Origin of the sequence: Nonomuraea sp. ZG12 (assembly GCF_052068115.1) — a bacterium.
Lineage (GTDB): Bacteria > Actinomycetota > Actinomycetes > Streptosporangiales > Streptosporangiaceae > Nonomuraea.
In genome coordinates, this window is the sequence record NZ_JBQHCW010000002.1 from 316,436 (window position 1) to 336,975 (window position 20,540).

13 protein-coding genes are annotated in these 20,540 nt (G+C 71.8%); 6 read left to right on the plus strand and 7 right to left on the minus strand.

Annotation, left to right across the window (positions count from 1 at the left end; all coding sequences use genetic code 11):
- Positions 1-25: 25 nt before the first annotated feature.
- Genes ACTMTF_RS08530 through ACTMTF_RS08545 form a run of 4 tightly spaced genes read right to left on the minus strand, consistent with a single transcriptional unit; the run spans position 26 to position 5,283 of the window.
- Entirely contained in the window at positions 26-2,074 is a 2,049-nt protein-coding gene (locus ACTMTF_RS08530; RefSeq protein WP_441110084.1) for a beta-galactosidase, read from the minus strand.
- A 57-nt stretch (positions 2,075-2,131) separates the two neighbouring features.
- Positions 2,132-3,493 (minus strand): ABC transporter substrate-binding protein, encoded by a 1,362-nt coding sequence (locus tag ACTMTF_RS08535; RefSeq protein ID WP_441110085.1) that lies wholly within the window; start codon positions 3,491-3,493, stop codon positions 2,132-2,134.
- Between the two features lie 32 nt (positions 3,494-3,525).
- A complete protein-coding gene (locus ACTMTF_RS08540) occupies positions 3,526-4,395 on the minus strand; it encodes a carbohydrate ABC transporter permease (RefSeq protein WP_397016063.1) in 870 nt (289 codons plus the stop codon).
- Between the two features lie 3 nt (positions 4,396-4,398).
- Positions 4,399-5,283, minus strand: coding sequence for a carbohydrate ABC transporter permease (locus ACTMTF_RS08545; protein ID WP_441110086.1), 885 nt, complete (start codon positions 5,281-5,283; stop codon positions 4,399-4,401).
- Between the two features lie 193 nt (positions 5,284-5,476).
- On the opposite strand from ACTMTF_RS08545, the gene ACTMTF_RS08550 reads away from it, so the two are divergent.
- Together ACTMTF_RS08550 and ACTMTF_RS08555 are read left to right on the plus strand one after the other, a co-directional pair.
- Positions 5,477-6,565, plus strand: coding sequence for a LacI family DNA-binding transcriptional regulator (locus ACTMTF_RS08550; protein WP_441110087.1), 1,089 nt, complete (start codon positions 5,477-5,479; stop codon positions 6,563-6,565).
- A 62-nt stretch (positions 6,566-6,627) separates the two neighbouring features.
- Positions 6,628-8,862: an Orn/Lys/Arg decarboxylase N-terminal domain-containing protein gene (locus tag ACTMTF_RS08555; protein ID WP_441110088.1), complete on the plus strand. Its 2,235-nt coding sequence runs from the start codon at positions 6,628-6,630 to the stop codon at positions 8,860-8,862.
- 31 nt (positions 8,863-8,893) lie between these two features.
- Here ACTMTF_RS08555 and ACTMTF_RS08560 read toward each other — a convergent pair whose 3' ends face one another.
- Positions 8,894-12,466, minus strand: a complete 3,573-nt coding sequence (locus ACTMTF_RS08560) for an nSTAND1 domain-containing NTPase (protein ID WP_441110089.1) — start codon at positions 12,464-12,466, stop codon at positions 8,894-8,896.
- A 253-nt stretch (positions 12,467-12,719) separates the two neighbouring features.
- On the opposite strand from ACTMTF_RS08560, the gene ACTMTF_RS08565 reads away from it, so the two are divergent.
- The 3 genes from ACTMTF_RS08565 to ACTMTF_RS08575 all read left to right on the plus strand — a co-directional run bounded on the left by ACTMTF_RS08565 (position 12,720) and on the right by ACTMTF_RS08575 (position 16,507).
- Positions 12,720-13,052 (plus strand): DUF6355 family natural product biosynthesis protein, encoded by a 333-nt coding sequence (locus tag ACTMTF_RS08565; protein WP_441110090.1) that lies wholly within the window; start codon positions 12,720-12,722, stop codon positions 13,050-13,052.
- Positions 13,053-13,564: 512 nt separating this feature from the next.
- Positions 13,565-14,095 (plus strand): hypothetical protein, encoded by a 531-nt coding sequence (locus ACTMTF_RS08570; RefSeq protein WP_441110091.1) that lies wholly within the window; start codon positions 13,565-13,567, stop codon positions 14,093-14,095.
- 114 nt (positions 14,096-14,209) lie between these two features.
- Positions 14,210-16,507, plus strand: coding sequence for a polyprenyl synthetase family protein (locus ACTMTF_RS08575; protein ID WP_441110092.1), 2,298 nt, complete (start codon positions 14,210-14,212; stop codon positions 16,505-16,507).
- On the opposite strand, the gene ACTMTF_RS08580 is transcribed toward ACTMTF_RS08575, so the two are convergent.
- Positions 16,477-18,720, minus strand: a complete 2,244-nt coding sequence (locus ACTMTF_RS08580; protein ID WP_441110093.1) for an MMPL family transporter — start codon at positions 18,718-18,720, stop codon at positions 16,477-16,479. The genes ACTMTF_RS08575 and ACTMTF_RS08580 overlap by 31 nt on opposite strands.
- Positions 18,721-18,808: 88 nt before the next feature.
- Here ACTMTF_RS08580 and ACTMTF_RS08585 point away from each other — a divergent pair, with 88 nt between their 5' ends.
- On the plus strand, positions 18,809-19,426 hold the full coding sequence (locus tag ACTMTF_RS08585) for a hypothetical protein (protein ID WP_441110094.1): 618 nt from the start codon (positions 18,809-18,811) through the stop codon (positions 19,424-19,426).
- Positions 19,427-19,510: 84 nt separating this feature from the next.
- On the opposite strand, the gene ACTMTF_RS08590 is transcribed toward ACTMTF_RS08585, so the two are convergent.
- Positions 19,511-20,302: an ArsR/SmtB family transcription factor gene (locus ACTMTF_RS08590; protein WP_441110095.1), complete on the minus strand. Its 792-nt coding sequence runs from the start codon at positions 20,300-20,302 to the stop codon at positions 19,511-19,513.
- Positions 20,303-20,540: the final 238 nt, after the last annotated feature.

The window sequence follows — 20,540 nt, forward strand, 5'->3', positions numbered from 1 at the left end:
GCCCGCGCTCGCCCCGGGGGCGACCTCACCCGGCGGGGCGGCGCCGGAGGATGCGGACCTGGCCGGGGGTCAAGGTCGTGTGCTGGGCCAGGGAAGGGCCGGGGAGGGGGTCGCCGGAGACGGCGGAGAGGTCGGCGTCGTGGTCGCCGCGGTTGGTCAGGAACCAGTAGTCGTCCGTCCCGTCGGTGCGGACGGCCAGGTCGACCAGGCCACGGACCTCGGCCGGCAGCTCCGAGGCGACCCCGCTGACGTTCAGGAGATCAGGGAGGACGGCGGCCAGGCCGTCCGGGCCGAGCCGGGTGGAGACGTACGACGCCGAGCCCGCGGGGGTGCGGCGCAGGGTGATGGCGGGGCGGCCCGCGTGGTCCCCCGTCTTGTAGACGGCCAGGGCCTCGGTCGCCGGGTCGGTGAGGTCGATCCGGTCGGTCCAGAGGGTGCCGGTGACGCCGATGTCCAGGTCGACGGTGTCGCCGTCCAGGAGGGGGCCGAACTCCTCGATGCGGATGCCGAGCAGGTCGCGCAGGGCTCCGGGGTAGCCGCCGAGCCACACGTGGTCGTTCTCGTCGACGATTCCGGAGAAGTAGGTGGTGACGAGATGACCGCCGGAGGCCACGTACTCCTCCAGCCGTCGTGCCAGCTCGCCGGGCACGACGTGCAGGATCGGCGCCACCAGCAGGTCGTAGCCGGTGAGGTCGTCGGCCACCCCGATCACGTCGGCGCGGACGCCGGCGGCCAGGAAGGCGGAATACCAGTCGAGGGCCTCCTGCCGGTAGCGCAGCCGGGAGGAGGGGTGGGAGTCGAGCTCGCCGGCCCACCACGACTCCCAGTCGAACACGATCGCGGCGGCGGCGCGCCGCCGGACCGTGCCGGCGATCGGCGCGAGGGCCGCCAGGGTCGCGCCCAGCTCGGTGACCGACCGGAACACGTCGCTGTCCTCGCCCGCGTGCGGGACCATCGCCGAGTGGTACTTCTCGGCGCCGCCCGCCGACTGCCGCCACTGGAAGAAGCAGACCGCGTCCGCGCCGTACGCGACGTGCGTGAGGGAGTCACGGGCCAGGCCGCCGGGCTTCTTGGCCAGGTTGACCGGCTGCCAGTTGACGGCGCTGGTCGAGTGCTCCATCAGGTACCACGGCCGGCCACCTGCGAGCGAGCCGGTGAGGTTGGCCGAGAACGACAGCTCGTCCTGGGCCTGGGGGCCGGTCAGCAGATAGTGGTCGTTGGAGACGAAGTCAACCTCGCCGGCCCAGTCGGCGTAGTTCATGCCCTTGGTCTCACCCATGACCATGAAGTTGGTGGTGATGGGGATGCCGGGGGTGAGCTCGCGCAGAATGTCGCTTTCGGCGCGCAGATGGTCCTTGAGCGCGTCGGAGGAGAACCGTTTGAAGTCCAGTTGCTGGGTCGGGTTGGGGTAGGACGCCGCCAGGCGCGGCGGCAGGATCTGCGCCCAGTCGCCGTACCGCTGGGACCAGAACGTCGTCGCCCAGGCGCGGTTCAGCTCCGCCACGGTGCCGTAGCGCGAGCGCAGCCACTCCCGGAAGGCGGCTGCCGCGTCGTCGGAGTAGTCGTAGACGTTGTGGCAGCCGAGCTCGTTGGAGACGTGCCAGGCGGCGAGGGCCGGGTGGCTGCCGTAGCGCTCCGCCAGCGCCCGGGTCAGGCGCAGCGCGTGCGCGCGGAAGACCGGGGAGGTGGGCCGCCAGTGCTGCCGCGCGCCGGGCCACACCGTGTGGCCGTCCGCGTCGACGGGCAGGATCTCCGGGTGCTTCGTCGTCAGCCAGGGCGGTGGCGAGGCGGTCGCGGTGGCCAGGTTGACCGCGACGCCGTGGGCGTGCAGGAGGTCCATCGCCTCGTCGAGCCAGTCGAAGTCCCAGACGTCCTCGCGCGGCTGGATCCGCGCCCAGGAGAAGATCGCCAGCGCGACGATGTTGACCCCGGCCGCCCGCATCGCGCGCACGTCCTCGTCCCACACCTCGCGGGGCCACTGCTCGGGGTTGTAGTCGGCGCCGAACGCCAGCCGCGCCCGCTCCGGCTCGGACGGCCAGCGCAGCCACCGGCGACCGTTCTCAGCTTCCACCATGATTCCTGCTCTCAGACGTCGCCCCCGCCCTCCCCGAGGGCGGGGGCGTCCGGACCGCTACTTGATGGTGAAGCCCTGCTCCTGGCCGTACTTGACGGAGACGTCCTGCCAGGCCTTCAGTCCGTCCTGCAGCGGAGTGGAGGTGGAGGTGTAGGCCTTGCCGACGGTGTCGTTGAAGACGCTGTTGGCGTACACCTGGAAGGGCAGGTACGACCAGCCGCCGACGACCTGGGCGGCGGACTCGGCGAGCACCTGGTTGGCCTTCTGGCCGTCGAAGTAGGGAAACTCCTTGTCCAGGAACGCGGAGTCCTGCAGCTGGGCGGTCGTGGCGGGGAAGGCTCCGGCGTCGATCCGGGTCCGCACCCCTTCGTCGACGTTGGCGTACTTGAGGAAGGCGTAGGCGAGGTTCTTGCCGGCGGCGGCCTCGGGGATCGCCAGGGAGCTGCCGCCGTTCTCGGCGGTCGCCTTGCCGCCGGCCTCCCACTGCGGCATGGGGGCGACCCGCCACTTGCCGGCGCCCGCCTTGACGCCGGATTCGAGGTTGGCGGGCATCCAGGCGCCGATGACCAGGGTCGCGATGGTGCCGTCGCCGAGGCCCTTGTACCAGGCGTCGCTCCAGCTCCCGACGGGCGCCAGCAGCTTGCCGTCGATGAGCTTCTGCCAGGTGGCGGCGAACTTCTGGGTGCCCGGGTCGGCGAAGTTCACGCTGACCGTGGTGCCGTCGACCGTGTAGGGCTTGCCGCCCGCCTGCCAGATCATGCTGGTGGCGAAGCCGGCGTCGCCGATGTCGTTGGTGATGTACGCCTTCGGGTTCGCCTCGTGCAGCTTCGCGGCGGCGGCGATGTACTCGTCCCAGGTGGCCGGAACCTTGAGGTCGTACTTGTCGAAGACCTCCTTGTTGTAGAACAGCGCCATCGGCCCGGAGTCCATGGGCAGCCCGTAGATGGCCTGGCCGGCGTGGACGGAGTTCCACGGGCCGGGGGTGAAGGTGCCCTCCAGCTTCCCGGCGCCGAAGGCGGTCAGGTCGGTGACGGACTTGGCCAGGGCGAACTGCGGCAGGGCGTAGTACTCCACCTGGGCGACGTCCGGGACGCCGGAGCCCGCCTTGATCGCGTTCTGCAGGGCGGTGTACTGGTCGTTGCCGGTGCCGGCGTTGACCAGGTTCACCTTCACCTTGGGGTACTTCGCCTGGAAGTCGGCGGCCACCTGCTTGAGGGTCGGCTCCCAGGCCCAGACGGTGATGCTGCCGCCGGCGTCCAGGGCCTTCTGCAGGTCGGCGTCAGAGACGGCCGCCGACGTGGGCGCGGCCGACTCGCCGGCGGGCTCGGGGCCGGCGGGTGAGCCGCACCCGGCGGCCACGAGCGACACGGACAGGGCGGCGGCGCCCAGCAGGAGGGCGCGACGACGGGTTATCGCCATGGGGACACGGCCTTTCTGATCTTCATGGTGGGTCATTCCTTGACGCTTCCGGCGGCCAGGCCCGACTGCCAGTACCGCTGGAGCAGCAGGAACGCCGCGATCAGCGGGATGATCGTGAGCAGTGATCCGGTGATCACGAGGTTGAAGACGGCGTCGCCGCCCGCGCTGGCCGCCTGCTCGTTCCAGCTGTAGAGGCCGAGGGTGAGCGGATACCAGTCGGGGTCCTTCAGCATGATCAGCGGCAGGAAGAAGTTGTTCCAGGTGGCGACCACGTTGAACAGCAGGACCGTGACGAAGCCGGGCGCCAGCAGCGGCAGGCTGATCCGGAAGAAGGTGCGGAACTCGCCGGCCCCGTCCACCCGCGCCGACTCCAGGATCTCCCTCGGGACGGCGTCGGCGGAGTAGGTCCACATCAGGTAGAGGCCGAACGGGGAGACCAGCGACGGGATGATGATCGCCCACGGGGTGTTGGTCAGGCCCATGCCGGCGAACATCAGGAAGGTGGGGACGGCCAGCGCGGTGCCGGGCACCGCCACGGCGCCGATCACGGTGGCGAACACCGCCTTCTTGCCGGGGAAGTCGAACTTCGCCAGCCCGTAACCGCCGAGCGTGGCCAGCAGGGTCGCGCCGCCCGCGCCCACGACCACGTACAGCAGCGTGTTCAGCAGCCAGCGGGTGAAGGCGCCGTCGGCGTAGGCGAAGGTCTGGGCGATGTTGTCGAACAGGGCGAAGTCGCCGGCGAACCACAGGCCGAAGGAGCCCAGCAGCCCTTCCTGCGTCTTGGTGGCGTTGATCACCAGCCAGGCCAGGGGCAGCAGGGTGTAGACCAGCATGAGCGTGGTCAGGAGGGTCAGCAGCGAGCTGCGCCGGCGGCGCTTGATCACCAGAGGGCGGGCGGCCATCGTTCAGCTCCCCTTCCGCATGCCGCGAAGCTGGACCACGTAGGCGATGATCATGGTGATGACGCCCATGACGATGGCGACGGTCGCGGAGTAGTTGTACTGCTGGCCCTCGAAGGACAGCGAGTAGGCGTACAGGTTCGGCGTGAAGTAGGTGGTGATCGCGTTGGGCGCCAGGGTCTTGAGGACGTTCGGCTCGTTGAACAGCTGGAAGCTGCCGATGATCGAGAAGATCGTCGCGATGACGAGCGCGCCGCGCAACGCCGGGAGCTTGATCGCCCAGATGATCCGCAGCTGGCCGGCGCCGTCGATCTCCGCGGCCTCGTACAGCGAGGGGTTCACCACCCGGAGCGCCGAGTAGATGATCAGCATGTTGTAGCCCACGAACTCCCAGGTCACGATGTTGCCGATGGAGGCGAGGACGAGGTCGGCCGACAGCGGATCGGGCAGTGACACGCCGAATGCCTCGTTGATGTTGCCGATGAGGCCGAACTGCGTCCCGTACATGAAGCCCCACATCAGCGTGGCGACGACGGCGGGCACCGCGTAGGGCAGGAAGACCGCGATCCGGAAGAACGCCGCCCCGTACAGCCGCCCGCTGTCGATCGCGAGCGCGACCAGCAGCGCGAGAAACAGCATGATCGGCACCTGGACGGCGAGGAAGACCGCCACCCGCCCGAACGCCGCCCAGAACTGCGGGTCCTGCAGCGCCTTCAGGTAGTTCTCGGCGCCGACGAAGGCCGTCCCGCCGATCAGGCGGGTGCGGAAGAGGCTCAGGTAGATCGAGTAGGCGATCGGCGCCAGGAAGACGAGCGCGAACACCACCATGAACGGACCGACGAACCGCCAGCCGAGCCAGGACCGCCCATGCCCATGACGTCGCGAGACCACTGGGCCACCCCTCTCCGCGACCAACAATGTTAACGTAAACATCAGCTGCTGGATGTTTACGTAAACTTCTGCTGCGGATGGTGGCAGCCGGTGCACCCCGAGGTCAAGAGCCGCCTGTCACGTTGACAGCCGATCACGGCTCAGCGCAGGATTCGCGACGACGGGGAACAAAGCAGACAGGAGCGACACCACCATGGATCTGGACCGCCCGGCTCAGCAGGCTCCGGCGTCGATCGGCGGCGCGCAACGGGGCGGCTCGGGCATTCCGGGCGGGCGCCGCAAGCAGCGGGTCTCCATGGCCGACGTGGCCAAGCTCGCGGGCGTCTCCTCCCAGACGGTCTCCAGAGTCGCCAACGGGCACGCCGGCGTCATCGGCACGACCCGCGAGCAGGTGCTCGCCGCCATGCGCGAGCTGGGCTACCGGCCCAACAGCGCCGCGCGGGCCCTGCGGTACGGGCAGTTCAACACGATCGGCGTGATCCTCTTCAGCCTGGCCTCGACCGGCAACAGCCGCACCGTGGAGGCCATCGCCACCCACGCCGCCTCCGAGGGCTACGCGATCACCCTGATCCCCATCGACGTCCCGACCCAGGACAACGTCCTGGGTGCCTTCACCCGGATGGGCGAGCTGGCCGTCGACGCCGTCATCGTCATCATGGAGGTCCACCTCCTGGACGCCGGCACGGTGACCCTGCCGCCCGGCGTCCACGTCGTCGTCGTGGACTCCGACGCCGGGGACCGCTACAGCGTCGTCGACACCGACCAGGCCGAGGGCACCCGCCTCGCCGTCCGCCACCTGCTCGACCTGGGGCACCGCACCGTCTGGCACGTCACCGGCCCGCGCACCTCCTTCGCGAGCCAGCGCCGCGCCCAGGCCTGGCGGCTGGAGCTGGAGCAGGACGGCCGGCCGGTCCCGCCGCCGCTGCACGGCGACTGGTCCGCCGAGTCGGGCTACACCGCCGGGCTGACCCTCGCCGACCTGCCGGACTGCACCGCGGTGTTCGCCTCCAACGACCAGATGGCCCTCGGCCTGCTCCGCGCCTTCCACGAGCGGGGGCGCGCGGTGCCGGCCGAGATCAGCGTCGTCGGCTTCGACGACATCCCCGACGCCGCCTGCTTCGTCCCCCCGCTGACGACCGTCCACCAGGACTTCGCCGAGGTCGGCCGCCGCTGCGTCCAGGGCGCCCTGCGGCAGATCCGCGAAGGCGGATCCCACGGCCCCGGCACCGACCTGGTCCCCACCCGCCTGGTCGTCCGCGCCAGCACGGCCCCACCACACTGAGCGACGGATCGGCAACTCAGAGTAAAGTGTGGGCAGACATCCCCCCATGTCATGGAGCTCGCATGGAACGAACGGTCCTCGCCGCGGTCACGGAACGCCCCGACGCCGACACGGCACTCGCCGAGCAACTCCGCCGCGTCGCCGCGGCCCTGGACGACCTCGGCGTCCAGCTGCGCTGGACGCACCGCACGCAGGACGCGCTCGCCGTGATCGGCTCCGACGCCTCGCTGGCCGGGATGCTGGCCGACTGGGACGCGCCCGGCGCCGAGCAGGTGCTGAGCGCGGTCACCCACCGCTTCCGCGGCCTGCCGGTCTTCCTCATGACCACCGAGCAGGAGCTCCCCCTGTGGGTGTACGAAGTCATCCAGGGCTATGTGTTCCCCCTGGAGGACACCCCCGACTTCATCGCCGGCCGCATCGAGCACGCCACCGAGGAATACTCCGAGCGCATCCTCCCGCCGTTCTTCCGCGCGCTGCGCAAGCTGCAGGACCACCACCAGTACTCCTGGCACACCCCCGCGCACGCCGGCGGCGTCGCGTTCCTCAAGTCGCCGGTCGGGCGGGCGTTCTTCGACTTCTACGGCGAGCGCCTGCTCCGCACCGACCTGTCCATCTCCGTCCCCGAGCTCGGCTCGCCGCTGGACCACACCGGCCCCATCGGCGACGCCGAACGCAACGCCGCCCGCGTCTTCGGCGCCGACCGCACCTTCTTCGTGATGAACGGCAACGCCACCGCCAACCGCATCGTCGGCCACCACGCCATCGCCCGCGACGAGACCGCCCTGGTGGACCGCAACTGCCACAAGTCGCTCCAGCACGCGGTGACCATCAGCGGCGCACGCCCCGTCTACCTGGTGCCCGAGCGCAACGGCCTCGGCCTGGCGGGCCCCATCCCACCCGCCGCGCTGCGGGCCGACACCCTGCGCGCCCGCCTGTCCGGCCACCCCCTGGCGAAGACCGAGCCGACCTACGCCGTGATCACCAACTCCACCTACGACGGGCTCTGCTACGACGCCGTACGCGTCGCCGAGCTGCTCAGCGAGAGCGTCCCCCGGGTGCACTTCGACGAGGCGTGGTTCGCCTACGCCTGCTTCAACCCGCTCTACGCCCGCCGCTACGGCATGGCCGTGGACGAGCGGACGCTGCCGGGGCCGGAGCGCCCCACCGTGTTCGCCACCCAGTCCACGCACAAGCTCCTGGCGGCGTTGTCGCAGGCGGCGATGCTGCACGTCCGGTCGGCCGAGCGCGCCCCGGTGGACTACGAGCGGCTCAACGAGACCTACCTGATGCACTGCTCCACCTCGCCCCTCTACCCGATGATCGCCTCGCTGGACGTGGCGGCCGGGATGATGGACGGCCCGTCCGGGCCCCACCTGACGGGCGAGGCGGTCATCGAGGCCGTACGGTTCCGCCAGGCCATGGTCAGGCTGGCCGCCCGCATCCGGGAGGACGACCGGCGGCCCGACTGGTACTTCGGCGTCTGGCAGCCCACGCATGTCCCGGACCCCGCCACCGGCCTGCCCATCCCCTTCGCCGACGCCGACCCGGCGCTGCTGAGCACCGACCCGGCCTGCTGGACCCTGGAGCCCGGCGCCGCCTGGCACGGCTTCCATGGTCTGGCCGACGGCTACTGCCTGCTCGACCCGATCAAGGTGACGATCACCTGCCCCGGCGCCGACGCCACCGAAGGCACGCTGGAGTGGGGCATCCCCGCCCGCGTCGTCGCCGCCTACCTGCGGCGGCGCGGCATCGCCGTGGAGAAGACCGGCGACCACACGCTGCTGGTGCTGTTCTCCATGGGCATCACCAAGGGCAAGTGGGGAACGCTGATCGACGCGCTCACCGACTTCAAGCGCGCCTACGACGACGACCTGCCCCTGGCCGAGGTGCTGCCAGGCTTCGGCCCGCCGGCCACCACGCTGCGCCGCTTCTGCACCGACGTGCACGACAAGCTCCACGCCCTGGGCCTGGGCGCGCTCCTCGACGAGATCTTCACCACCCTGCCCGAGCCCGTCCACACCCCCGCCGACACCTACCAGGCCCTGATCCGCTCCCGCACCGAACGCGTCCCGCTCGCCGACCTGCCCGGCCGCATCTCCGCCGCCACCGTCGTCGTCACCCCGCCGGGGATCCCGATGCTCATGCCGGGGGAGGCGACGGGCCCCGCCGACGGCCCGCTGATGACGTACCTGCACGGCCTGGAGGACTTCGACCGCACCTTCCCCGACCTGGCCACCGACATCCACGGCGCCCACCGCGACGCCGACGGCGGCTACCACGTCGAGGTCGAACGCTGAGGAGCATCGGCGCGCGGACCCCGCCGGGCGGCTAGCGGCACGCCGGCTCGGCGGGCGTCCCGGGGAAGTACTGGGACCACTCCTCGTCACTGACCGGCGGCCCGGCGAGCGCGCAGATCCGGGCCGCCACCCGCTCCGGGCCCGTCTCCCACAGCTTGGCCGTCCAGTCCTCCCCCGCCGTGGCCAGCGTGTGACCGTCAGGGGCGTAGGCGACGGCGTCGACCGGCTTGCCGTGGCCGGTCAGCGTCGCCAGCCTGCTCCGGCCGGCCACGTCCCACAGCACGGCGGTCTTGTCCGAGCTCGCGGTGGCGAGCGTACGGCCGTCCGAGCTGAACGCGACCGACTTCACCGCGTCGGTGTAGCCGTCGAACACCGCGACGCGGGCGGGTTCGGCCGGTTCGGAGACGTCCCACAGGACGACGCTGCGGTCGGAGCCCGCGCTGGCCAGCAGGCGGCCGTCGGGGCTGAAGGCCACCGACTTCACCGCGTCGGTGTGACCGGCGGCGACCGCGAGCGGCCGGCCGCCGGCGTCCCACAGCCGCACGGTGTGGTCGGCGCTCGCCGTGGCGACGACGCGGCCGGTCAGCGCCACGTCATTGATCGGCCCGGTGTGCCCGCGCAGCGTGACCAGCCTGGTGCGGGTCGGCACGTCCCACAGGACGGCGGTCCGGTCGGCGCTCGCGGTGGCCAGGGTGCCGCCGTTGAACGCCACCGACTCGACCGTGTCACCGTGCTCGGCGAGGACGGTCGAGGTGCGGTCCCTGACGTTCCACAGCCGGGCCGTCCCGTCCGCGCTCGCGCTGGCCAGCGTGGCGCCGTCGGCGCTGAAGGCCACCGCGTTGACCGGGCCGGCGTGCCCGTCCAAGACCGTCGAGGTGTGATCCGCCAGTTTCCACAGCCGGATGTCGCGGTCGTAGCCGGACGTCGCCAGTGATCGGCCGTCCGGGCTGAACGCCGCCCCGTAGATGGAGCTGCGATGGCCGATGAGCGTGTCGCCCGGCACGTCCCACAACCGGGTCGTGTGGTCGGCGCCGGCCGTGGCCAGCGTGCGCCCGGCGAACACGGCGGCGTTGACCGTGCCGGTGTGCCCGGCGAACGCGGCCAGCTCGTGGAGTTCGTGCGCGTCGTCCACGTCCCACACCCGCACCGACGCGTCGGCGCCGCCGGAGACGAGCGCGCCGCCCATGAACGTCAGCGCGCGCACGGCGTCGGTGTGGCCCTCCCCCACCGACAACCGGTCGCCCTCCAGATCCCAGAGCCGGACGGTACGGTCCTCCCCCGCGGTGGCGAGCACCGACGTGCCGAACACCGCCGCGTTCACCGCGCCGGTGTGCCCGGCCAGCACCTTCGACGTCCGGCTCGTGAGGTCCCACAGCCTGGCCGTGCCGTCGGCGCTCGCGGACACCAGGGAGCGCCCGTCCGCGCTGAACGCCACCGACCTCACTCCGCCCGTGTGCCCGGTGAGCAGGATGGATCCCTCACCGTCCAGGTCCCAGAGCCGGATCGTGTGGTCCGCGCCCGCGCTCGCCAGCGTGCGGCCGTCGGGGCTGAAGGCGACCGCGTCGACCACGCCCGTGTGCCCGGCGCGGCGCGGCAGCCGTACGGGATGGGCGGGGTCGGCGACGTCCCACAGCAGCACCGCACCATCCGCACCATCAGCGCCACCCGCACCGTCTCCGTCTGCGCCGGCGGCCAGCGTGCGGCCGTCCGGGCTCAGCGCCGCCGAGCGGGCGTCCACCGTCACCGTCCCCAGCGCACGCGGGTGGTGCGGGTCGGCGACGCCGGTCAGCGCGAGCGTGCCGTCCGCGCTCGCCGTTGCGAGCAGCCGTCCGTCGCGGCTGAGCGCCGCGGCGACCACGTCGTCACGGTGGCCCGTCAGGCGGGTGGCGTACGGCGTGCCGAACGCGCTGAGCAGACCGCCCCGGGCCACCTCGTTGCCGGACAGCCGGTAGGCGGCCAGGCTGAGCCGGGCGGCGAGGGCGGGGTCGGTGACCCGTAGCGCTGCCGCGCGTTCGGCGACGCGCTGCGAGGTGGCGGTGTTGCGCGCCCGGGTCGCCTGGCGCTCGGCGTGCACCGCGACGGCGCTCGCGGCGACGGCCAGCGCCAGCAGCACGCTCAGCAGCGCGACCAACCGGCGCAGGCGCCGGGTGCCGCGCCGCGCCGCCTCCTCCTCGGCGGCCTCGGCGGCCTCACTGGCGGCCAGGAACTCCCGCTCCAGACCGCTCAGCCTGCCCGTCAGCTCGCGTGCCATCGCCAGCCGGACGCCCCGGTAGAGAGCGCTGTCGTCCCGCTCCAGCTCCTGCCACGCCTGCGCGGCCTCGGTGAGCCGGCGGTGGGTGCGCAGCGCCTCGCGGTCCTCGGTCAGCCACCCGTGCAGGCGGGGCCAGGAGCGGATCAACGCCTCATGAGTGAGCTGTACGGTGTCGCCGTCGACGGTGATCAGCCGTCGCGCGGCGAGGCGTTCGAGCACCACCTCGGTGTCGGGGTCGGCGGTGTCCAGCTCGGCGCGGGAGATGCGGCGCTTGGTGTCCTCGGTGCCCTCACCGAGCGCGGTGAGCCGCTGGAACAGGTCCCTGGCCAGCCGCTGCCGCGCCGGCCCGAGGTCGGCGTGAACTCGTTCGGCGGTGTGCGCGAGCGCGCCGTCGATCCCGCCCGCCGCCTGGAAGCCGGACAGCGTGAGGGTGTTGCCGCGTCTGCGCCGCCACGTCTCCAGCAGCGCGTGCGACAGCAGCGGCAGGACGCCCGCCCGGCCGGCGGCGTGGGCCACCAGCTCGACCAGCAGCGCCTGCTCGACCGCGCAGCCGGCGCGCGCGGCGGGTGCGCCGATGGCGCGCCGCAGCTCGTCGGTGGTCATCGGGCCGACCACGAGCCGGTCGGTCAGCTCGTCGCGCAGCTGCGGGTGCCCGGCGCAGTGGGCGTAGAAGTCGGAGCGGACGCCCAGCACGACGTGGCACCGGGAGTTCTCCGCCCGCGCCGCCGTGACCAGCGCCTCGGCGAACCGGCTGCGCTCGGCGTCGTCGCGGCACAGCGCGAAGACCTCCTCGAACTGGTCCACCACGACCAGCAGACCGCCCGGCGCGTCCCCGGCCACCTGGCGCGCGAACAGGTGCAGCGAGCGCGGGTCGGCGGCCAGCTCGGCCCGGACCCGCCCCGGCGGCATGCCGGTCAGGCGGGCCAGCTGGACACCGCACTCCTCCAGCGGATGCGCGCCCGGCGTGAAGATCAGGGCCGGGTACGGCCAGCGCGCGAGCAGTCCGGCCCGCAGCAGCGAGGACTTCCCCGCGCCCGAGGCGCCGAAGACCGCGACGAGCCGGTCGGCCGCCAGCCGTTCGACCAGCTCGTCGGCCAGGCGTTCGCGGCCGAAGAACAGGTCGGCGTCCTCCTGCCGGAACGCCGACAGGCCGACGTACGGCGCCCGCCCGTCCGGTTCGGGGTCACCGCCGGCGGCCAGCTCGGCCGCGACGGCGTGCCAGCGCTTCTCCCACTCCTCGGTGTCACCGCCGCACACCTTCACATACGCCAAGGTGACCGCGAGGCTGGGCAGCTTCTGCCCGCTCGCCGCCCCTGACAGCGTCGCCAGGGAGTAGTGGGCCCGTTTCACCATTTCCCTATAGGTCGGGCTGCCCGCGCCCCGCCGCAGCTCCCGGAGGTCCGCGGCGAACCTGGTCAGCGGGTCATCACCGGGAGGAAGCGGTAACTCCCGTCTTGACAACGCATGCACCCCCACAGTTGCCGGTCCCACCATTTTGCCCGGCGAACGTATGTTCGTCATCTGTTTGTTCACCGCCGCGCTCCGACAGCGAACAAGCGAACGTGAGATAGACAGGCTGCCGAACACGCCATCAGCAGGAGGAATCATGCGAATCGGCAGGTCCGTCATTTCCACATCGGCGATCGCGGTCCTTTCGGCCGCCGCCCTGACATTGAGCGCACTACCAGCGTCGGCAGCGGCCGACCCGGAGCCAAAGGCGCAGTTCAAGTGCGGCTTCCACGTAGGCGACAACCTCGACGCCCTTTACGGGCACTGCGACGCACCCCCTCGGACGGACATCGTCATCAACGTCGAACTCGGCTGGGGCGGTGACGGCGGCAATTACGACATGTGCGTGAAACCCGGCGTGACCCGGCTCGGGACATACCCCTCGGTCTGGGACGCGACCTACACCGGCAGGCTGTGCTCGGCCGGGTGAACACCGGCGAGAACTTCGCGCCGAAAGAACGGGATCGAATGATACGGCGTATCGGGACGGCGCTCGCGGCGACAGTGACGGCGACGGCGGCCGGATTCGCCCTCGCCCCGCCGGCGCAGGCCGGACGGTAGCGGCGGCGGGCTCCCGGTCGCCGACTTCATCGCCGCCGCCCCCGCCCAGGCGTCGGCCGCCGTACTGGCCGATTACTGCGGCGGGAACCCGCCGGGAGCCGGCTCGGTGCCCGGCGACAGGTTCGCGGGCACGCGATCGGTCGCCTGCAACAAGTGCCGTGAAATGGGGCTTTATATGCGGGCGAAGGGGCAGATCTCGCAATTCTGGTGTGAGTATTAAGCTCCCCTCGGATACGCGAGGATGTACGTGAAGTAACGCGCGCCCCGGGTCCGGGTCCTTCGATCCGGGCCCCAGCGCATGGGGATCGCCTGAGCCACTGAATGCCCGCACGTCCTGACATTTGCCGACCGGCAGGGTCGGCGCCGTGTATGGTCGCGATCATGAAAAATTCTTTCATCCTGCGGATCGGCCGGTCGGCGCTGGTGACGGCGATGGCCGGAGGGGTGGCGCTGGCCGCCGTCACACCCGCGGCGTCCGCCACTTCGACCGCCACCGAACAGAGGATGACGATAGGGCCGTCAGGGTACGGAAACCTGAGGCTCGGGATGTCCGCCACCAAGGCCAGAGCCACCGGGAAGATCGTCCGCAAGTCCATCGGCGCCCCTCGCACCTGCACGACCTGGGACCTCAAGGAGAAGCGCTACGGCGGCGACCGCGCCGGGGTCTTCATCTCGAAGAGACACGGCCTGGCCGTGATCGTCGCCCCCGGCCAGACCCGGACTCCTCAGGGCATCGGCCGAGGCTCCAGCAACGCCCGACTGCAGGCCGCCTACCCCAGGCTGAAGAGGAGCCCGCTCGGGCTCACCACCAGCGTGCCGGGCAACCGGCAGGCGTCCTACGTCTTCAACGTGACCAAGAACGGGGTCATCGCGGTGATCCTCGTGATGAACAAGCAGGACTGCCTCAGGTAGCGGCCCCACCCACCCCGGCGAAATGTCCGGGTGGCCGTAGCGCCTCCCATCCACCATCATGACAGTCGGCGATCACCCGATCGCGGATCGTCATGGACGAGAGGGAGTGGGCGCGTGGCGCTTGAGCCGACCGTCAAGCATGAAAGCCAGCCGGGCGCGTCCCCCGACGCACGCATGGACGACCTGCCAGATCAGGACGGTCGGGGTGCGTACGATCTGCCGCGGCTGGACTGCGGCCACGACGCGTGGCGGTTCGTCACCGGGCTGTGCGACGGGGGTGGGGTGGAGCGTCGGCTGATGATCGAGTTCGTCGCCCACCGCACCACCAGGCCGGACGGCGGCCGGTTGGTCTCCCATGGCTGCGGCTGGACGTACAGCGTGCCGGAGAGCTCGACGTACCGGGAACAGACGTGGCGCGACGCCGGCGCGGTGGAGCTGATCTGTCTCGACACCTCCAGAGGATGGGACCCGTCGGTCGGTGAGGCGGTGCGGGAGGCGTGCGCGAGCGGGAGGCCGATCGGTCCCGACCGGCTGCTGCCCGGACCGGTCGCCCTGGCGGCCGATCGGCTGTGCCTCGACTTCGGCGGCGTCGCGGAGCTGTCCGCGCCCGCCGAGGGCGCCTACCACGTCGTGCTGCGCGGCGACGACGAGACATGGGAGCTACGGCTGCGGGCGCTGAAACCCGCCGTGCGGGAGTCGCTGTACCAGGGGGCGCCGCTCGGCGTCGACGAGTCGCGCTGCTCCTTCCTCATGCCCCGCCTGGCGGCCGACGCCACCTGGAGCAGGCCGGGGCACCCGCCGGTCCGGATGAGCGGCCTGGCGCTCTACCAGCGGGCCTTCGGCGCCGCCGAGCTGCCGCAGGACGGCGGCCGGCCACCGGTCGACCGCGAACGAACCTGGATCGCGCTGCACCTGGACAACGGCTGGGACGTGGTGGCCTGCCAGTCCGGCTCCGTCGACGTCGCGAGCGGGATGACGGCCAGGCGGCCCGCGTCCGTGGTGCTGGTGGCACCGGACGGCACCCGCCAGGAAGCCCCGGCCCGGCTCGACCCCGGCGAGTCCTGGACGTCCATCGTCACGCTCGCCTCCTACCCCACCGTCTGGCGCGTCGACGCACCCGAGGCGGGTCTGTCGCTGCGGGTGGCCGCTCGCTTCGCCGAGCAGGAGCGGCCCACGGTCATCGGGCCGGGAGCCCTGCTGGCGGCCGCCGCCACCGCCGAGGGAGAGCTGCACGGCAGGCCGGTTCACGGCGACGGCCTGTTGGAGGTGCTGCCGGTAAACCGGATCCTCGACTTCGAGGGCCACCTGGAGGGCTTGCGCGCGATCACCCATGCCGAGGTCGTACGCCTCTACCCCGACGCCCCCGAGCCTGAGGCCATCACCGTGCTCGCCGGACTCGCCCCCGGCTCTCGCTGGCCGGTCGACGTCGTCGCAGAGTCGTTGCACCGTTCGCTGGTGGCGCCGGTCCGGCACCTGGCCGACGCCATGGGCAGGGGCTGGCGCAGCTACGCGGCGATCGCCGCGATGGAGATGCAGGGCGTCAGCAGCCGCCCGTACCGGGCGCTGACGGCGCTGGCCGAGCTGCTGCACACGGCCAGCCTCATCGTCGACGACGTCGAGGACAACGCGCCGACGCGCCGGGGACGGCCCGCCGTCCACCAGGTGTTCGGCCAGGCCACCGCCATCAACACCGGCACGCACGCCTACCTCGTCTTCGACCAGGTCGTACGGCACCTGCTGCCCGACGACCCGGAGCGGCGGCTACGCCTCTACCAGGCGTATCTGGACGGCATGCGCCGCAATCACGCCGGCCAGGCGCTCGACATCCTCGGTCACCACGAGGCCATGGAGGCCGCCGTGGTCTCGGGCGACGCCGCCGCCGTGCTGGAGCGGGTGCGCACCACGCACCGGCTCAAGACCGGCGGCGTGGTGCGCGGAATCGGCGAGTTCGGGGCGATACTCGCTGGCGCCAACGGCGAACTGCTGGCCGCGATCAGCGCCTACTACGAGACCGTGGGGCTGGCGTACCAGATCAGTGACGACGTCGCCGACCTGCGCGCCCTGCTGGCCCGTCCCGGAGATCCCGGCTCCCGCGTCGCCAAACTGCCCGGCGAGGACATCCGCGAGGGCAAGGTCACCTACCCCCTGGCGCACGCCGTCCCGCTCCTGCCGCGGGCCCGGCTGCGGGAGGTCTGGGACGTCGTCCGCGCGGGAAACGCCGCCCCGGCCGCCGCGCGGGAGATCGTCGGCGCCCTGGAGGACTGCGGCGCCACCGCGGCCTCGCTGGCGGACGCCCGCCAGGCCATCGACCAGGCATGGCGGCCCCTGCAGGAGCTCCTGCCCGTCAACCGGCACACGGTCATGGTCCGTGCCCTCGGCCTTTACGCCGCCCAGCGCCATCTGGACGAATGACCCCGCAGCAGGCGGGCCAGCGGCTTGGGAAGCCACCAGTTGCGGGTGCCGAGCAGGCGCATCAGCGCCGGGACGAGCGCGAGCCTGATGACCGTCGCGTCCAGGGTGATCGCGATGGCGACGGCGAGGCCGAGCTGGACCAGGTGGTAGCGGTGCGCGGTGAGCAACGCGGCGAACGTGACGACCATGACGGCGGCGGCCATGGTAATGGGGCGAGCGGTGTGCCGCAGGCCGTGGACGACGGCGGCGGTGTTGTCCCCGATGGCGTGGTAGTGCTCGCCGATGCGGTGGATGAGGAAGATCTCGTAGTCGATCGACAGGCCGAAGACCAGGGTGAACGCCAGCAGCGGGATCAGCGTGTTGACCTGGCTGCCGACCAGGTGCGGCAGGTGGCGGGTGGCCAGGGTCAGCAGGCCGAACGCGGCGGTGACGGCCAGCACGTTCATCAGCACGGCCTTGATCGGCAGCAGGATGCTGCGGAAGGTCACCAGGAGGAAGATCAGCGAGCAGCCCAGCACCAGCAGGACCACCGTGCCGAGCTGGGTGGTGGTCTCCTCCATGAGGTCGGAAAAGATCACGTTCGGTCCGGTCACGAAAGCGTCCTGGCCGGGGGGCAGCGCCGCCGGGACGAGCTCCCGGGTGATCTGCCTGGCCAGCGCCGTGGTGGCGGGCTCGTCGATGTGCGTACGGATGATGACGACGACGATGGTCAGGTCCCTGCCGTTGTCGACCGAGGTCGTGAAGGCCACCCTGGCGTCCCGTTCGAGCGCGGCGACCAGGGCGGTGGTGTCGGCGGGCGGCGCGCCCGCCGGGTGGGGCAGCACCACGCCCAGGGCCGAGGAGATCTGGTCGGCCTCCATGTACGCCAGGCCCCGGCCGAAGTCGGTCTCGGCGATCGAGGCGCGGTCCAGGTCGAAGCCCAGCCGTAGCTCGGTCACCGGCGCGGCGGCGACGAGCAGCGTCCCGGCGCAGGCCAGCGTGTAGGCGACGGGATGCCGCATGAGGTGCCGCGCCCACCGGCCCCACCCCCCGGCCTGCCCCCGGCGCCGGGCCCAGGGGCGCGGACCTGATCGCCGGGCTTCCGCGCGCAAGCGCGAGGGCCGGGCTTCCGCGCGCGGGTGGGGGCCCCGGCGGAGGAGCCAGCGGTCGGCGGCGACGAGGACGGCCGGGAGCAGCGTGACGGCCGCCGCCGCGGCGACCACGGCCGACAGGCTCGCCGCCGCGCCCATGGCGCGGATCATGGGGGTGCGCACCACCAGCAACGTCGCCGCCGTCAGCGCGACGCCCACGGCGCACCAGCTCGCGGTCCGTCCGGCCGTGGTCACGGCGATGGCGGCGGCCTGGTGCGGGGCATGCCCGGCGGTCCGGGAGTGGCGGTAGCGGAAGAGGGTCAGCAGGGCGTAGTCCAGGCCCAGCGCCAGCCCGACGGTGGCCGCCACGGCCAGCATGAACGTGTCGGCCGGCATGCCGAGCAGGCTCCCCAGCGCCAGCACGCCGAGGGTGGTCACGGTGACCGTCCCGGCCACGCCCATGACGGCCAGGGCGGCCCCGGCCGATCTGAGCCCGACCAGCAGCACCAGCAGGGACAGGGGGACGGCCAGGAGCTCGGCGCGGCGCAGGTCGGCCAGGTCGGTGCGCTTCTCCTCGGCCAGCAGGGCGCTCTCGCCGACCAGATGGACGTCCACGCGCGAGCCTGACGCCCGGCTCGCGGCCTGCTTCGCGGCGCTGAGCAGCAGCGGCAGCGTCGCCTGACGGGCCCGCTGGTCGCCGTTGACCCCCACGATCGCGTACGCGTGCCGCCGGTCCTGGCCCGGCAGGACGGGCAGCAATCGCACGCCGCCCACCTGAGGCACGGCGGACGCGGCCCGCACCGTGTCGTGGAGCGCTCGCTGGTAGGGCTCGTCGGCGTCGGAGAGCGTCGCCGAGGCGAAGATCATCATCATCTGCTCGGCGCCCAGCTGCGGGAACCCCTGCTCCACCAGGCGCGCCCCCGCGAGGGAGGTGGCGCCCTCGACCCGTACGGCAGGGGCGATGGCGCGCTCGACCAGGCCGGGGATCAAGACGGCCGATCCGGCCGCCAGCGCCAGCCACACGGCGAGGACCGCCCGATGACGGCGCGCGGCCAGGTCACCGAGGCGCCACCAGAGGGGGCGGCGGCCCGCGCCGGGAAGTGGCCGCAGCCCGCCGGCCGACGTGCGCGATGACAGCGTCATGCGGCCGCCTCCTGTTCAAAGGTCAGGCAATCATGTTACAAAGAGTCGCCAACCGCTGACCCATGGTAATCGCTTCTCGGAGGACTCGATGATTCGTCAGTCATGTCTCAGCCGCACCCGTGGGCTCGCCCTCGCCGCCGTGACGGCCGCTCTCGCGGTGCCGTTCCTGGCGTCCACGGGCTCTGCTCAGTCCACGCCCGGCGCGACGGCAGCGGTGTCGGCGTTCGTCGCCCCGGCGCCGGCTCCGGCCAGGCTGACCTGCGCCGCGCGCACCGCCCCCAACCACCCCATCACCCTCACCCCGGCGCTGCGCGACGCGGCGCCGCAGCAGACCAACGGGCAGGGGGTCATCCTGCTGGAGAACTGCACCTCGCCCAACGGGGCGATCACCGACATCGCCTCGGGCAGGGCGGAGGTCAGCGGCACGGCCCTGGCCAGCTGCCGGAGTATCGCCGACCTGAAGGCCAGCGCCACGATCACCTGGCGCAACGCGCAGGGCCAGGCGGTCGGCACCTCAAACCTCTCCGCCCAGCACGCGGGCAGCGCCACCCTGGCCGACAACCTGCTGCAGGGCGACGTCGTCTCCGGCCGGCTCAACGGCCGTCAGTTCAGCGGCACCGGGACCCTGACGTCCGACCTGCGGCAGTGCACCGCGCCCTCCGGTTTCACCCAGGTGACCGGATCGGGCCGGATCTCCTTCACCTGAGCGCCCGGGGTGGCGTGGCGGTGACGCCACCCCAGGGGGAGCCGGTCGCCCCCTCCCATCGCCTGGGAGGGGGCGACCGGTGTCTCACTGGGGGTCGTTGGAGGCCATCTGCTCGGCCCTGAGCTCCGCGTGCATCTCCCACGGCGCCTGCGGGAGGACGTGGCCGGTCTCCAGGAGGGACTTGAGGTTGGCCAGGATGGCCGGCCATCCGGCGGAGATCACGTCGTAGTCCTCCTGGGTGGCGAGATTCTCGTGGGTGACGGTGAGCCTGACGATCTGACCGTGGGGCTCGATGTCGAAGGTGACCTGGGACGGCTCGCCGAAGGTGATCACCAGCCGCTTGGGCGGCACGGTCTCCAGAACCGTGCCGACGACATCGGCGATCCCCGAGCCGTCGGTGCGCAGGTGCTGCCAGGTGGAGCCGACCTGCCAGTCCGAGACGTTGCTGTGGCCCCAGTATTCGGCGGAGAGGTCGGCGTCGGTCAGCGCGTGCCAGACCTTCTCCGGTGTGCTCTCGATATAGGTGACGTACACGAAAGTCGGCTTGTCGGCCATGTTCTGCTCCTCTGCTCGTCGCTTCAGGTCGCTCAGCGCCCGGAGACGCGGCGTCTCGTACTTGTCGATCCAGCGTTCCTGGATCTCGTGCAGGGGGACGGGATTGAGGTAGTGCAGCTTCTCCCGCCCCCGCCGGACCGTGCTGATCAGGTTGGCGGCCTCCAGGACGGCCACATGCTGGGTCACCGATTGGCGCGCCATGTCCACGTGCGCGCACAACTCGCCCAGCGTCTGCCCGTTGCGCTCGTGCAGTCTGTCCAGGAGGTGGCGCCGGGTCCGGTCGGCCAGCGCCTTGAAGACCTTGTCCGTGTCTGCGGCCACGGCCTCATTATGCAGGTATTTGCCTGCATAATGTCAACACGGACTTCCGAAACGCGGCCGAATGTTTCGGTGAAGACTTGAAAGTTTCATCCGCATCGCCCGCCCAGATCGATCCAGTCGGTGTGCCGACCAGGGCGGACAGCGAAGCCGAAAATTTCTCACACAGAAGATCTTCGCGTTCGCACGGGCGTCGTTGACAGCCTGTCAAAGCCGGACGAACACTGGCGCCATCGACAGC

What these genes read in the sequence shown, in the direction of transcription:
- ACTMTF_RS08580 (WP_441110093.1), bottom strand. Translation starts at nt 18,720, where the DNA reads ATGACGCTGTCATCGCGCACGTCGGCCGGCGGGCTGCGGCCACTTCCC.
- ACTMTF_RS08530 (WP_441110084.1), bottom strand. Translation starts at nt 2,074, where the DNA reads ATGGTGGAAGCTGAGAACGGTCGCCGGTGGCTGCGCTGGCCGTCCGAG.
- ACTMTF_RS08555 (WP_441110088.1), top strand. Translation starts at nt 6,628, where the DNA reads ATGGAACGAACGGTCCTCGCCGCGGTCACGGAACGCCCCGACGCCGAC.
- ACTMTF_RS08565 (WP_441110090.1), top strand. Translation starts at nt 12,720, where the DNA reads ATGCGAATCGGCAGGTCCGTCATTTCCACATCGGCGATCGCGGTCCTT.
- ACTMTF_RS08585 (WP_441110094.1), top strand. Translation starts at nt 18,809, where the DNA reads ATGATTCGTCAGTCATGTCTCAGCCGCACCCGTGGGCTCGCCCTCGCC.
- ACTMTF_RS08560 (WP_441110089.1), bottom strand. Translation starts at nt 12,466, where the DNA reads ATGGTGAAACGGGCCCACTACTCCCTGGCGACGCTGTCAGGGGCGGCG.
- ACTMTF_RS08570 (WP_441110091.1), top strand. Translation starts at nt 13,565, where the DNA reads ATGAAAAATTCTTTCATCCTGCGGATCGGCCGGTCGGCGCTGGTGACG.
- ACTMTF_RS08540 (WP_397016063.1), bottom strand. Translation starts at nt 4,395, where the DNA reads ATGGCCGCCCGCCCTCTGGTGATCAAGCGCCGCCGGCGCAGCTCGCTG.
- ACTMTF_RS08535 (WP_441110085.1), bottom strand. Translation starts at nt 3,493, where the DNA reads ATGGCGATAACCCGTCGTCGCGCCCTCCTGCTGGGCGCCGCCGCCCTG.
- ACTMTF_RS08550 (WP_441110087.1), top strand. Translation starts at nt 5,477, where the DNA reads ATGGATCTGGACCGCCCGGCTCAGCAGGCTCCGGCGTCGATCGGCGGC.